Annotated in this window: 13 protein-coding genes; 6 read left to right on the forward strand and 7 right to left on the reverse strand. The window is 71.6% G+C overall.

The genetic code is table 11. The features are described from left to right. From phnC to CQZ88_RS00085, 4 genes are all read right to left on the reverse strand, one after another. Positions 1 to 726: phosphonate ABC transporter ATP-binding protein (gene phnC, locus CQZ88_RS00070; RefSeq protein WP_102799056.1), on the reverse strand; the 726-nt coding region annotated here is incomplete at its 3' end. 67 nt (positions 727 to 793) lie between these two features. After that, positions 794 to 1,756 (reverse strand): phosphate/phosphite/phosphonate ABC transporter substrate-binding protein, encoded by a 963-nt coding sequence (locus CQZ88_RS00075; protein ID WP_065922896.1) that lies wholly within the window; start codon positions 1,754 to 1,756, stop codon positions 794 to 796. 30 nt (positions 1,757 to 1,786) lie between these two features. Further along, positions 1,787 to 2,464, reverse strand: coding sequence for a phosphonatase-like hydrolase (locus CQZ88_RS00080; RefSeq protein WP_102799050.1), 678 nt, complete (start codon positions 2,462 to 2,464; stop codon positions 1,787 to 1,789). A gap of 32 nt (positions 2,465 to 2,496) precedes the next feature. Continuing rightward, positions 2,497 to 3,627 carry a TIGR03364 family FAD-dependent oxidoreductase gene (locus CQZ88_RS00085; protein ID WP_102799051.1) on the reverse strand — a complete coding sequence of 377 codons (1,131 nt, stop codon included), beginning with the start codon at positions 3,625 to 3,627 and terminating at the stop codon, positions 2,497 to 2,499. Positions 3,628 to 3,724: 97 nt separating this feature from the next. On the opposite strand from CQZ88_RS00085, the gene CQZ88_RS00090 reads away from it, so the two are divergent. Further along, entirely contained in the window at positions 3,725 to 4,441 is a 717-nt protein-coding gene (locus CQZ88_RS00090; protein WP_006945000.1) for a GntR family transcriptional regulator, read from the forward strand. A 52-nt stretch (positions 4,442 to 4,493) separates the two neighbouring features. Here the strand turns inward: CQZ88_RS00090 and CQZ88_RS29425 are convergent, their stop codons facing one another. Beyond that, a complete protein-coding gene (locus CQZ88_RS29425; protein WP_139310950.1) occupies positions 4,494 to 4,853 on the reverse strand; it encodes a hypothetical protein in 360 nt (119 codons plus the stop codon). On the opposite strand from CQZ88_RS29425, the gene CQZ88_RS00095 reads away from it, so the two are divergent. The 3 genes from CQZ88_RS00095 to CQZ88_RS00105 are packed head-to-tail and all read left to right on the forward strand — an operon-like array spanning position 4,822 to position 7,334. Beyond that, positions 4,822 to 5,748 carry an AEC family transporter gene (locus CQZ88_RS00095; RefSeq protein ID WP_102799052.1) on the forward strand — a complete coding sequence of 309 codons (927 nt, stop codon included), beginning with the start codon at positions 4,822 to 4,824 and terminating at the stop codon, positions 5,746 to 5,748. The two genes, CQZ88_RS29425 and CQZ88_RS00095, sit on opposite strands and share 32 nt — an antisense overlap. Before the next feature lie 23 nt (positions 5,749 to 5,771). Continuing rightward, positions 5,772 to 6,164 carry a large secreted protein gene (locus CQZ88_RS00100; RefSeq protein ID WP_072634593.1) on the forward strand — a complete coding sequence of 131 codons (393 nt, stop codon included), beginning with the start codon at positions 5,772 to 5,774 and terminating at the stop codon, positions 6,162 to 6,164. A 3-nt stretch (positions 6,165 to 6,167) separates the two neighbouring features. Next, positions 6,168 to 7,334, forward strand: coding sequence for an MFS transporter (locus CQZ88_RS00105; RefSeq protein WP_102799053.1), 1,167 nt, complete (start codon positions 6,168 to 6,170; stop codon positions 7,332 to 7,334). Positions 7,335 to 7,440: 106 nt separating this feature from the next. On the opposite strand, the gene CQZ88_RS00110 is transcribed toward CQZ88_RS00105, so the two are convergent. Continuing rightward, the gene (locus CQZ88_RS00110) at positions 7,441 to 9,378 is read right to left on the reverse strand and encodes a VWA domain-containing protein (RefSeq protein WP_102799054.1); all 1,938 of its coding nucleotides are present in this window, start codon (positions 9,376 to 9,378) and stop codon (positions 7,441 to 7,443) included. Beyond that, positions 9,378 to 10,763: a sigma 54-interacting transcriptional regulator gene (locus tag CQZ88_RS00115; protein ID WP_102799055.1), complete on the reverse strand. Its 1,386-nt coding sequence runs from the start codon at positions 10,761 to 10,763 to the stop codon at positions 9,378 to 9,380. Before CQZ88_RS00115 ends, CQZ88_RS00110 begins: the two co-directional genes overlap by 1 nt. Before the next feature lie 136 nt (positions 10,764 to 10,899). Here CQZ88_RS00115 and CQZ88_RS00120 point away from each other — a divergent pair, with 136 nt between their 5' ends. Then, complete coding sequence (locus tag CQZ88_RS00120; RefSeq protein ID WP_029542006.1) at positions 10,900 to 11,472, forward strand: DUF4126 domain-containing protein; 573 nt, start codon at positions 10,900 to 10,902, stop codon at positions 11,470 to 11,472. A 23-nt stretch (positions 11,473 to 11,495) separates the two neighbouring features. Continuing rightward, positions 11,496 to 12,455 (forward strand): S9 family peptidase, encoded by a 960-nt coding sequence (locus CQZ88_RS00125; protein WP_006945011.1) that lies wholly within the window; start codon positions 11,496 to 11,498, stop codon positions 12,453 to 12,455. Positions 12,456 to 12,936 lie beyond the last annotated feature (481 nt).

Raw genomic sequence — 12,936 nt, forward strand, 5'->3', positions numbered from 1 at the left:
CTCACCCCTGCTCAGCTCCACGGCCGGCCGGTCGAGCACCTTCCGTCCGCCGCGCAGGCCGACGATCCGGTGGGCCCAGCCCAGCGCGAGGTCCACCTGGTGCAGGGTGCACACGACGGTGAGCTTGTCCTCCATGCACACACGGAAGAGCAGGTCCATCACCACCCCGGCGTTCTCGGGGTCGAGGGACGCGACCGGTTCGTCGGCGAGCAGGACGGTGGGACGCTGCATCAGCGTCCGCGCGATCGCGACCCGTTGCTGCTGCCCACCGGAGAGGGTGTCGGCGCGACGATCCGCGAGGTCGGCCAGCCCCACGCGGTCGAGGTGGTCGAGGGCCTCGGTGCGCATCCGCTTCGGGTACGTCGCGGCGCCGTAGCGGGGCAGGCGCAGGCGCCCGAGCCCGCCGACGAGGACGTTCTCGAGGCAGCTGAGCCGGCCGACGAGGTTGAAGTGCTGGAAGACGAACCCGACCTCCCGCCGCAGCATGCGCAGCTCGGCGCGGGACGCCAGATCGACGCGGGTGCCGGCCACCTCCACGGCCCCTTCGGTGACGCTGTGCAGACCGTTGAGGCAGCGCAGCAGCGTCGACTTACCGGAGCCGGACAGGCCCAGCAGCACGACGAGTTCGCTGCGATGCACCTCGAGGTCGACACCGTCGAGAGCCACGGTGTGGCCGAACTTCTTCGTGACGCGACGGGCGGAGACGACGACATCATCGCCCGCCACGGTGAGGTCTTCGTCACCCGCGACGGTGAGGTCTTCGTCGCCCGCGACGGTGTGATCGCTGTTCAACTCAGCCCTTGCACTTGTCGGACTCGGTCAGGGCACACACCTCGCGCACGCCCTCGTAGTCGGCGTCGGTCGCGGCGACGACGCCCCACGCCCGTTCGTCGGTGATGCGGCACTCGCCGTCGCACAGTCCCGCGGCGCGCATGTGATCGGCATTGGCCTTGTCGACGAAGATCGTGCGGAGCCGGTCGACGGTGTCGGCACCGAGCGAGTTGCTCGCCACGAACAGCGAGCCGGCGATCGTCTCGGACTCCCAGACCTTCTTCAGTTCGCCTTCCTTCAGGTCGCCGCTGGCGATCATGGTCTCGTCGACCATGGTGTCGAAGGCGAATCCGGCATCGCAGTCGCCGGCGGCGATCGCGAGGGCCGAGGCGTCGTGGCCGCCCGCGTAGATCGGGTTCACACCGGCGGCGACGGCCTGCTCGGTGCCGGATTCGACGACGCCGGCCTCGATGAGTCCCGCGGAGGGGTAGAGGAATCCGGACGTGGATCCCGGGTCCACGAAGCACACGTCCTTGCCGGCGAAGTCGTCGATGCCGTCGATCTCGGTGTTGTCGGAGCGGGTGAGGCCGTAGGACCGGTAACCCGGCTCGCCGCCGGCGGCCTGGACGACGGCGCCGAGCGGGCTGACATCGGCGCCGTTGACGCCGGCCACGACGTAGGCGAACGGGCCGAAGAAGGCGAGGTCGACGTTGTCGGCGATGATGCCCTCGACCACGCCGGCGTAGTCGGAGGCCTGCACGAACTCGACCTCGGCGTCGGTCTCGCGCTCGAGGAGCGCGATGAGCGGGTCGTAACCGGCCTGCAGGTCCGCCGAGTTCTCGGCGGGAATCGCGGCCAGGGTGAGCTTCTCGGGGAAGCCCTGGGCGTTGACGGCGTCGGGATCGGAGCCGCCGCAGGCGGTGAGGGCGAGAGCGAGGCCGGTCGCGAGCGCGGTCGCGGCGACCGTTCGGCTGGAGCAGTGCATGTCGGGAAGTCCTCGGGGTCGGGGTGTCTGTCAGGACTGCAGGAGCAGATCGGGCAGGTCGGCGACGGAATCGACGATGTGGGTGGCCCCGGCGTCGCGCAGCGCCTGTTCGTCGTGGGCGCCGGTGCGGGTGCCGGCGACGACGGAGGCACCGGCGCGGCGGCCGGAGAGCATGTCGCCCACGGTGTCGCCGACCACGGCGACCTCGCGAACGTCGTCGATCTCGGCGCGCAGCAGCGCGGTGAGCACCAGGTCGGGGTACGGCCGGCCGCGAACGGCGTCGGACGGCGCGAGGGTGAGATCGGCGAGGTCCTCCCAGCCGAGGGCGGCGAGCAGCCGGTCCTGGGTGGTGCGGCTGAAGCCGGTGGTGAGGGCCACGGCGAGGCCGGCGTCGCGCAACCGGGTGATCGCCTCGGCGGCCCCGGGGATCGGCTCGACCTCGCCGGCGTCGACGAATTCGTCGTAGGCCCGCTCGAAGGCGGCGTTCGCGGCGCGGGCCCGTTCCTCGGAGCCGAACAGGGACCGGAAGACGACGATCTTGGACCGGCCCATCGTGTCGAGGACGTAGCTCCGGGCGGCGTCGCGTTCGGGCCCGTCGGTGGGCAGTCCGACGCTGGTGGCGGCCGCGTCGAAGGCGCGGAGGACGAGGCCGCCGTCGGCGACGGTGGTGCCGGCCATGTCGAGCACGGCCAGTCGGATGACAGTCATTGCTACTCCGGAATCGTTGCGGGAGAGGATGTTCAGAGCTCGAGGAGATCGGCGGTCCGCTCGCCGAGGTAGGGGCCGAGGGTCATGCCGCGGCCGCCCGGCCCGGCGATGATCCAGATGTCGTCGTCGACGCGGGCACGGTGGACGAGTTCGGTGGGATCGAGGCACTGGCTGTAGACCCCGGCCCAGCGCCGCATCACCGGCGGGAGCCGGCGTCCGAGCAGGTCCTCCGCGACGGTGACGAGGTGCTCGTACGGGGCCTCGTCGACGTCGAAGGCGAACGGTTCGTCGTACTCGTGGGTGTCGCCGAGAGTGAGCCCGCCGTCCAGGCGCTGCACGCACAGCAGCTGCATGCGGTGCCGCTCGGCGGTGAGCGCCTGCGGTTCGCGCGCCTTCAGCTCCTCCAGCGCGGCCCCGGCGAATCCCGGGTAGTAGCGCAGGCTGTCGCCGTCGGCGACGGACGTGGTGAGCTTCTCCCCCAGCGGCGCGGTCTGCATCATCTGCAATCGCACGCGGCGCAGGGGCAGGTCGCCGCCGAGTTCGCGGGCGAGACCGGACAGGGTCGCTCCGGGGCACACGAGCACGAGGTCGGCCTCGTGGACGGCGCCGTGGTCGTCGCGCACCTGCACGGTGCCGTGGGCGGTGCGGGTCACGGTGCGCGCCTCGGTCTCCGGCCGGAATCGATACCGCCCGGAGGTGGCGAGGTGCCACCGGATCGCGGGCAGGGCGACGCGGGATTCGACGGCGGCGTCGGTGCTGCAGTGCAGACCGGCGACGAACTTGCCGCGCAGGGCGGGGTTGAGCCGCCGGACCGCCTCGGGCTCGAGCAGGGTGAAGCCCCGGTCACGCGCGTCGGGGCGGTCCGCGGCCTCCCGGGCGACGGCCACCTCGGCGTCGGTGCGAAGAAGGGTGATCGATCCGTTCGCCCGGAAACCGATGCCGGGGACGCGGGCGCCGAGGTCGGCCCACAACTCGCGAGAGCGCAGGGTGGCAGCCAGTTCGCCCTCGGTACGCCCGGAGACCCACACGAGGCCGAAGTTGCGGACGGTGGCGCCCCGGGCCTCCGGTTCGCGTTCGAGGTGAACGACGTCGTGTCCGCGGCGGACGGCGGCGTCGGCGTGGGCGGTGCCCAGAATGCCGCCGCCGATGATCAGGATTCGCATGGCCCCGAGCCTGAGCGATGGTCTAGACCAATGAGGGGACGGCAGGCGAACGCGCGGTGAACAATTGGTATAGACCAAAATCCGGTACGCTTCGAGCGTGACAGCAACCGCTCGCGAGGCCCGGGTCCCCAAGCACCAGATCGTGCGGCATCAGGTCGACGCCCTGCTCGACGAACTCTCCGTCGGCGACCCGGTGCCCTCCGAGCGCGACCTCGCCACCCGGTTCGACGTGGCCCGGGAGACCGTGCGCCAGGCGCTGCGCGAACTCCTCGTCGACGGCCGCATCGAACGCCGCGGCCGGGGCACCGTCGTCGCGAAGCCCAAGATCCTGCAACCGCTGATCATCGGCTCCTACACCGAGGCCGCCCTCGCGGAGGGCCGCAGCGCGGGACGCATTCTCGTCGGCTGGACCGACCTCGCCGCCGACCCCGACCTCGCCGAGGTACTCGCGATCGCCGTCGGCGACCCCGTCCTCGAACTCGAACGCGTCCTGCTCACCGACGGCGTCCGCGTCGGACTCGAACGGACGCGCCTGCCCGCCGATCGCTATCCGGGACTCGTCGACAGCTTCGACTCCACGTCGTCGCTGTACGCGGCGATCCGCGCGCGCGGGATCACCTTCGCGCGCGCGGTCGAGTACATCGAGACCACCCTGCCCGACGCCCGCGAGGCGGCACTCCTCGACGCCGACATCCGCACGCCCATGCTCCTGCTCAACCGCGTTTCCTACGATCAGCACGACGCGCCGATCGAGCAGCGGCGGTCGCTCTACCGCGGGGACCGGATGACGTTCGTCGCCACGGTGACGCCCTGAGTCCGCCCCGGAGCACGGCGGCGAGGTGCGCCGGTCCCGGGCCCGGAGCCCCTCAGGAACCGTCGTCGCCGCACACGCCGAGATGCTGCAGGACCAGTTCCTGCCGTCGCACCAGCCGCTCCGAGATCGTCCAGTCGGCGTGCTGGTAGCGCGGATGCTGAGCCAGCGCGATGACGTTGGCCGGAGGGTAAACAATCGGGTCGGTCGGCATTTTTTCAGCATCGCAGACTTTCGCCCGCGATGCCCGGCCGGGCTCCCACCCGCATCGTTCCTGCTGCCCGGCACGCCCGGTGAGCCGCGGTGCCGTTACCGCCGGTAAGGTTCTCGGCCTGGCGTGCAGCGCCTGAGTGTCGGGTGGTGACGAAGGGTTGTGACGGTCGGTGTCGGGCGTGATCGCGGGATTCAGCGTCATCTTCGTGATCATCGCGATCGGATTCGCGCTCGGCCGCACCGGCACGCTCGGACCCGAGGGACAGTTCGTGCTCAGCCGGATGGTGTTCTTCGTCGCCACCCCCGCGCTGCTGTTCGACTCGCTGGCCACCTCCGACCTGTCGGTGATCTTCTCCCCCACCCTGTACGTCGCCGCGGCCACGGCGTTCGCCGTCGCCGCGCTCTACCTCGTCGTCGCGAAGCTGTGGCTGCGCCGGCCCCTGCCGGAACTGACGATCGGCGCGCTCGCCGCCTCCTACGTCAACTCCGCCAACCTCGGCATCCCGATCGCGGTGTTCGTCCTCGGCGACGCCTCCTTCGTCGCGCCGCTGCTGCTGTTCCAGATCGTGCTGTTCTCCCCCATCGCGTTGACGATGCTGGACCTGTCCACGATGCGCGCCGGGGCGTCCCGGATGGAGACGGTCACCGCCCCGTTCAAGAACCCCATCGTGCTGGCCGGTGCGGCCGGGCTCACCGTCGCCGTCGCCGGCTGGACGCTGCCCACCGCGCTGATGCAGCCGTTCCACCTCCTCGGGGGCGCCTCGGTGCCGGGTGCCCTGCTCGCGTTCGGCCTGTCGCTCCAGGGCGTGCGGGTGCTCGAAAAGGGCACGAGCCCACGCCGCGACGTCGCGCTCGCCTCGGTACTCAAGATCGTGGTGCAGCCCGTCCTCGCCTACGTCATGGCCCGCCACCTGATGGGCCTCGACGGGCACGAGCTCTTCGCGATCGTCGTGGTGGCGACGCTGCCGACAGCACAGAACGTGTTCGTCTACGCCAGCCGCTACGGCCGCGGCATGGTGCTCGCCCGCGACGCCGCGCTGGTCACCACGCTCGCCTCGATACCCGCGATCGGCGTCGTCGCCGCGCTGCTGGCATGACGGGCACGGCTAGGTTGAGACCCATGCGATTGCTGCTGCTCGCCGCCTGCTGCGTCCTGGCCGTCGCGTGCGGTCCGGGCGGCGCCGGCGTCCCCGCCCTGCCCGAGGCGCCGACGCCGGAGGGGGCAACGGTCTTCACGGCCCGCGACGATCTCGTCGACCCGCACCCGATCCCGATACAGTCGTGGACCCGCGTCGACGGCGACCGCATCGCCGTCCACTTCGAGACCGGCACACCCGAGTGTTTCGGGGTCGATGCCACCGTCACCGAGTCCGGCACCACCGTGACGGTGGCGCTGCGCGGCGGCACGCTGCCCGAGGCGGTGGACCGGGCGTGCATCATGATCGCCGTCACCGGTGTGCTCGAACTGACGCTGCGGGCGCCGCTCGCCGACCGGATCGTGACGGCCGGCTGATCGATGGCCCGCATCCCCCGGCACTGGCTGCTGCTCCTGTGCACGGCGACGGCGCTGCTGCACGCGACGTTCCAGTCGGTGCGCGTCCTCGTCTCCTACCGCGTTCTCGCCCTCGGCGGCGACGCGGCCGTGATCGGCGTGGTGACGGCCCTGTTCGCCCTCGTTCCGCTGGTGCTCGCGGTGCCACTCGGCCGGGCCGTCGACCGCCGGCACGCGGCCGGAATCCTCCGGGCCGGGGTGGTCGTGTCGGTGGCCGGTGCGCTGATCATCGCCCTCAGCCCGGACCTGCTGGTGCTCGGTCTCGGCAACGCCGTCCTGGGTCTCGGTCAGCTCCTGGTGACGGTGTCGGGGCAGGCGTTCGTGTCGATCCTGTCGCCGCCGGGCGAGCTCGATCGCGGCTTCGCGGGCATCACCCTCGGGGTGTCGGTCGGTCAGGCGATCGGGGTGCCGCTCGCCGGCGTGATCGCTGCGGCGAGCAACGGCGAGACCGTCGAGACCACGCCGGCGCTGCTCGTGATGACGGTTCTGGCCGCGATGGCCCTGCCGTTCGTCGTCGGCTTGCGCGAACCACCCGGTTCCGGACGCACCCCGGACGACGCGCCCCCGCAGTCGGTGCTGTCGATGCTGCGCACGCGCGGGATGAAGCCCGCGATGTTCTCGAGCCTCGTGGTGCTGGCGTCCGTGGACATCGTCGTCGCGTACCTGCCGCTGCTCGGTGAGGAGTTCGGATTCGGGGTGCTGCTCGTGTCGGCTCTGCTCACCGCCCGCACCGTCGCGTCGATCGTCTCGCGCGCGGTGCTGCCGTGGGCGCTGCGGACGATCCCGCGGCGACGTCTGCTGCTGTCGGCGACGGCGTGCACTGCGCTGCCCGTCGCGGCCCTGCCGTTTCTGCCCAACCCGTGGGCGCTGGGCGCGCTCCTGGCGCTCTGCGGCGCCTTCTGGGGTTTCGGGCAGCCGCTGACCATGACGTGGGTGGTCGAACTGGTGGCACCGGCGGACCGGGCGTCGGCGCTGGCGGTACGCCTCACCGGCAACCGTCTCGGCCAGGTGTCGGTGCCGTTGGCAGCCGGCGCGATCGCCGGGGTCGCCGGCACCGCCTCGGTGTTCCTGGTAACCGCGGGACTGCTGTCGGCTGCCGCGGTGAGCACGTGGCGGGCGCTGCGCAGGTAGACGCCACCCGTGCGCGCTTTCGGTAGCTCCCACTACCGGAACCGCGCACGGCCGCGTCAGCGGCGGCGCAGCCGCGCATAGTTACCGGCGGCGCAGCCGCGCATAGTCACCGCCGGCGCAGCCGCACGTAGTCACCGACGACGGCGGCGCCGAGTCCGTCGACGTCGGGCGCGACGACCCGCCCACCGACCCGGCGGGCCATACGGTCGACGATCCGTGCCAGCCCGGGATCGTCGCCGAGCCGGAAGATCGTCACGTGCGCACCGGCGCGGGCGAGATGATCGAATTCGCGGACCGTCATCCCCAGGGTGCGGACGCTGGGTGGATAGTCGAACGCCGCGTAGCCGTCCGCCTCGAGGTGCGCGGTGGGTTCGCCGTCGGTGACCACCAGCACCACCGGCTGGGCGTTGGAATGCCGGCGCAGGTGCCGGCCGGCCAGCATCAGCGCATGATGCAGGTTGGTGCCCTGCTCGTAGACCCCGTCCAGCCCGGCGAGTTCGGTGGCGGTGACGACCCGAGCGTGCCGGCCGAACGCGATCAGCTGCAGGGCGTCACCGCGGAACCGGGTCGAGACCAGGTGGTTGAGGGCCAGTGCCGTGCGCTTCATCGGCACCCATCGACCGTCCATCACCATCGAGAACGAGGTGTCCACCAGCAGTGCCACGGCGGCCTGGGTGCGCTGCTCGGTCTCGACGACCTCGACGTCGGTGACGTCCATCCGCACCGGGATTCGCGCGGGAGCGCGCAGGGTGGCGTTGGTGAGGGTGCGCACGACGTCCCACGGCTCGGTGTCGCCGAACTCCCACGGACGCGACGCCCCGGTGGGCTCGCCCGTCGCCCCCGCACGGCGGGTCTCGCGCTGCCCGCCGCGGGTGGACAGCTGGTCCATGACGTCGCGCAGCGCGGTCCGGCCGAGTTCGCGCATCGCCTTGGGCGACAGTCGCCACTGCCCGTCGGCGCCGCGGTCGAAGAACCCCTGCCGTTGCAGTTCCCTCTCGAGCTGGGCGAGCATGCGCGCGTCGGCCGCGGCCTCGTCGCCGAGCTGGCGAGCCAGCGCGTCGAGGTCGATGTCGTCGAGGGAGGCCCCGGCGTACTGCTGGGAGAGCTGGTCGGCGAGCGCGTCGAGTTCGGCAACCTCCTGCAGCGCCCCGGTCGCTTCGCCGAGGCCCATGCCCTGGTCGCCGCGGAACCGCTCCGACCCGGTCCAGTCCTCGCCGGGACGGGCGGCGCGCAGGTGCGAGTCGAGGCGGTCGAGCTGCGACATCAGGCTCGGCGAGCCGAACGCCTGCTGGGCGAGGGCGTCGAGCTCGTCCCGCTGTTCCTGGCTGAGCGAGTTGCGCAGTCGCTGCGCCGCCGCCGCGCGCTGGGCGAGCGAGTCGAGCAGTTCCTCCACGTTGCGGGGGTTCTCCGGGAAGAAGTCGCCGTGCTCGGCCATGAACTGCTCGAAGTCCTCCTGGGTGTCCTCCCCGCGGGAATGCTTGTCCAGCAGATCGTTCAGATCCTCGAGCATCCGGTTCACACGTTCGCGGTCCTCGTCGGTCGCGCCTTCGAGGGCCTGCTTCATCCCGGCGAACCGCTGGTCGAGCATCTCCCGCCCCAGCAGATCGCGGATCTTCTCGTAGTCCTCCCGGGCTTGCGAACTGCGCCAGTCGTAGTCGGCGAGTTCCTGCACGGCCTGGGCGGCGGAGGCGGGCAGTTCCTCGATCCGCATCTCCGCGAACCGGGCCTCGTCGTCGAGAGCGCGCGCGAGCGCCTTGCGCTCCTCGAGCACGGCCCGGTCGAGCAGCTCGCGCACCTCACGCAGCGTGCCGTCGAGATTCGTGCGGTCCAGCAGGTCCCTGCGACGCCGATTCGCCTGCGCGGCAAGCCGGTCCAGGCCGCGCATGGACCCGTGCCCGCGGCGCAGCAGCTCCCGCAGCGCCCGTCGCGGCGAACTGCCGGACAGCACGTCCTCGCCGATGGCGGCGAGGGCCTCACGCAGATCCACCGGCGGGGCGAGCGGGTCGCCGCCGTCGTAAGGTCCGTACCTCGCGCCCCGGCTCATCAGGAGTACACCGCGGCACCGTCGTCGTCGGCGTGCTTGGCGATGCGCCGCGCCAGATAGAGGCCCTCGAGGGCGAGTTCGACGGCGGCAGCCCGGGTTCCGATGCCGTCCGCGCCGAGCCGTTCGGCGACGACGTCGAGGACGGGCAGGTCGGGCAGCTCGTCGAGCAGCGCCTTGGCGGTGATCCGGTCGCCGGTCACCACCGGCCGGCCCTGCTCGACGGCCGCGACGAGCGGACCGAGGTCCACCCCGGCCAGCCGGGTTCGGGCGGCGTCCGCCGTGGCCCGCCGGAGCAGATGGTCGAGCACCTCGAATTCCCGTCCCTCCTCGCAGGATTCGAACTCGACCTTGCCGCGCAGCACCTCCACGACGGTGCCGAGGTCGACGGGCCGTGCGACGGGGTCGGCCTCGCCGAGCACGGCCCCGCGACGCATCGCGGCGGCCGCGACGGTCTCGGCACCGGCGACGGCGAAGCGCGCGGACACGCCGGAACGCTGGTCCACCGACGTGGATTCGCGCAGCAGGCGGGTGAAGCGGGCCAGGATCTCGAGCAGGAAGTCCGGGACCCGCGACTGCAGCTGCGCCTCCTGCTCGATGACGGCGATCTCGTCGTCGAGCTGCGTCGGGTAGTGGGTACGGATCTCGGCGCCGAACCGGTCCTTGAGCGGGGTGATGATCCGGCCCCGGTTGGTGTAGTCCTCCGGGTTGGCGCTGGCGACGAGCAGGACGTCGAGCGGGAGCCGCAGCGTGTACCCCCGCACCTGGATGTCGCGCTCCTCCATCACGTTGAGCAGCGAGACCTGGATGCGCTCGGCGAGGTCGGGCAGCTCGTTGACGGCGACGATGCCGCGGTGGGCGCGGGGTACGAGACCGAAGTGGATGGTCTCGGGGTCGCCGAGGCTGCGGCCCTCGGCGACCTTGACGGGGTCGACGTCGCCGACCAGGTCGGCGACGGAGGTGTCGGGGGTGGCGAGCTTCTCGGCGTAGCGCTCGCTGCGGTGCCGCCAGGCGACGGGCAGGTCGTCGCCGAGCTCCGCGGCGCGGCGGATCGAGGCGGGGGTGATCGGGTCGTAGGGATGCTCCCCGAGCTCGGAGCCGGCGATCACCGGTGTCCACTCGTCGAGCAGCAGGGGCAGGGTGCGCAGCAACCGGGTCTTGCCCTGACCGCGTTCGCCCAGCAGCACCACGTCGTGGCCCGCGAGGAGGGCGCGTTCGAGTTGCGGAACGACGGTGTCGTCGAATCCGACGATGCCCGGCCACGGGTCGATGCCGTCGCGCAGGGCGGCGAGCAGGTTCTGCCGGATCTCGTCCTTGACGGAGCGGTGCACATGGCCCGAGGCGCGCAGCTCGCCGAGGGTGGACGGCCTGACTGTGGGTGACGTCACCCCTCCCAAGGTACGAGCGTTCGGTGATTTCGGCACCTGCAGCCGCGGCGCGTCGCCGCGGCGGGAACGCCGCGCGGGAGCGCCTGCCCGGCCCGGTTCGGTACCCGATGTCGGCGGCGATCCCTACACTCCCGCCATGGACACCTGGCTCCTCGCGGCACTGCTGGGCCTCGGACTGGCCGCCGCCACCGGCCTGCGCACCTTTCTCCCGCTGCTGATGCTCGGCACCGCGGTGCACTTCGGCCTGTTCGGGATCGCGCTCAACGAGTCGATGCAGTGGGTCGGGTCGACGGGCGCGCTCGCCGCCCTGGCGATCGCCACCGTCGTCGAGATCGGCGCCGACCTGGTCCCCCTCGTCGACAACGTCCTCTCGGCCGTCGCCACCGTCGTGCGGCCCGTCGCCGGCGCGCTCGCCGCCTGGGCCGCGTTCGCCGATCTCGACCCGGCGATGGCGGCCCTCGCCGGCATCGTCGTCGGCGCCCCGACCGCGATGGCGGTGAGCACGGTGCAGACCGGCACCCGCGCGGCGAGCACGGTCACGACCGCGGGACTCGGCAACCCGGCGCTGTCACTGCTCGACGACCTGCTCTCCTTCGTCACGTCGTTGATCGCGCTCGTCGTCCCGCTGCTCGTCGTGCCCCTGCTCGCCGGCTTCGCGTGGGCCGTCCACCGCGGGTACCGAGGGCTGAGCCGCCTGCGGACGGGCTGACCGGTTCTGATAGACACGACGCCATGGCGGACACCGACATCTCCTTCTCCAGCGGCGACGTGACCCTGCACGGCAGCCTGCGCGTGCCCGCCGCGGGCGACGGGGACGTCCCCGCCGTGCTGCTGCTCGCCGGCAGCGGTCCCACCGACCGCAACGGCGACAGCGCGCTGCTGCCCGGCCCGATCGGCACCCTGCGTCACCTCGCCGACGTGCTCGAACGCAACGGCTTCGCCAGCCTGCGCTACGACAAGCTCGGCAGTGGCGTCACCGGCCTCGGTCCGTACGACGTCTCCGACGTCGCCGACCTCGGATTCTCCACCTTCATCGATGCCGCCACCGACGGCCTGCGGTTCCTCGCCGGACAGCCGGGCGTCGACGCCGAGCGGCTCTACGTCGTCGGGCACAGCGAGGGCGCGCTCATCGCCCTCTCCCTCGCCCACGCCGGCGCGCCCGTCGCGGGCATCGCCCTGCTCGAGCCGCTGGCGGTGCGGCTGCTGGACCTGCTCACCGCCCAGATCGACGCCCAGCTCGACGCCGTCGTCGACGCCGGTCAGCTCCCGATCCAGGTGGCCGACGAACTGCGCCTCGCCCTCGCGGACGCCGTCGAATCGCTGCGGGCCGACGGCACCCTCAGCGACACCCTGCCCGAGCCGCTCCGCAACGCCGGACTGGTCTCGGCCAACGCAAAGGCCCTCGCCGAGGAGGACGCCCTCGATCCGCGGATGCTCGCGGCCCAGCTCGACGGGGCGCTGCCGGTACTCACCAGCGTCTCCGCGAAGGACATCCAGGTGCGGGTCGAGGACGTCGACGCCCTCGACTCGGCACTCGTGCACACGAGCCTGACCTCGCTGCGCCTGCACCGGGCCAACCACGTGCTCAAGGACATCGGCGACCAGCAGTCCACCGGCGCCGACTACATCGCCGATCTGCCCTTCTCGGACGAGTTCACCCGCGGTTTCGAGGCGTGGCTCGCCAAGCTCTGACCCGCCGCCCGAGATGGGCGGAAAACAAGAGATGTCAGATTCGCGTTACTCGGGTATGGTGTCCGGTTAACCCGTAGGAACACACGAGAAAGGTACGGTCCGATGCGAGACGACAAGGTCATCGCGGCGAAGTCGATGCGCATTGCCGTACCCACCTGGTGCCGACACACCTACGCGTACTTCCACTTCGCCAAGTGGCAACCCCGGGAATGAGTCGACGACTCGAAAGACTCCTTCTCGGGCACCCGGGCACATCGCCTCGGGTGCCTTTCTTTATCCCGTACCGATCTTGTCCAGTAAGAGGAGAACACGATGAAACTGCGACTCGGCGCCACCGGCGCCGTCCCCAAGGACCTGCCCGACGATCTCACCGGTCACGCGATCACGATCGACCTGAGCCACGTCGGCACCGAACAGGCCGCGGCCGCTGCGGACCTCATCCGCGAACTGCTCGACCGCGGTGCCGCCCGGCTGGTCATCT

The sequence above is a fragment of the Rhodococcus sp. ENV425 genome (genome assembly GCF_002887785.1).
GTDB lineage: Bacteria > Actinomycetota > Actinomycetes > Mycobacteriales > Mycobacteriaceae > Rhodococcus > Rhodococcus aetherivorans.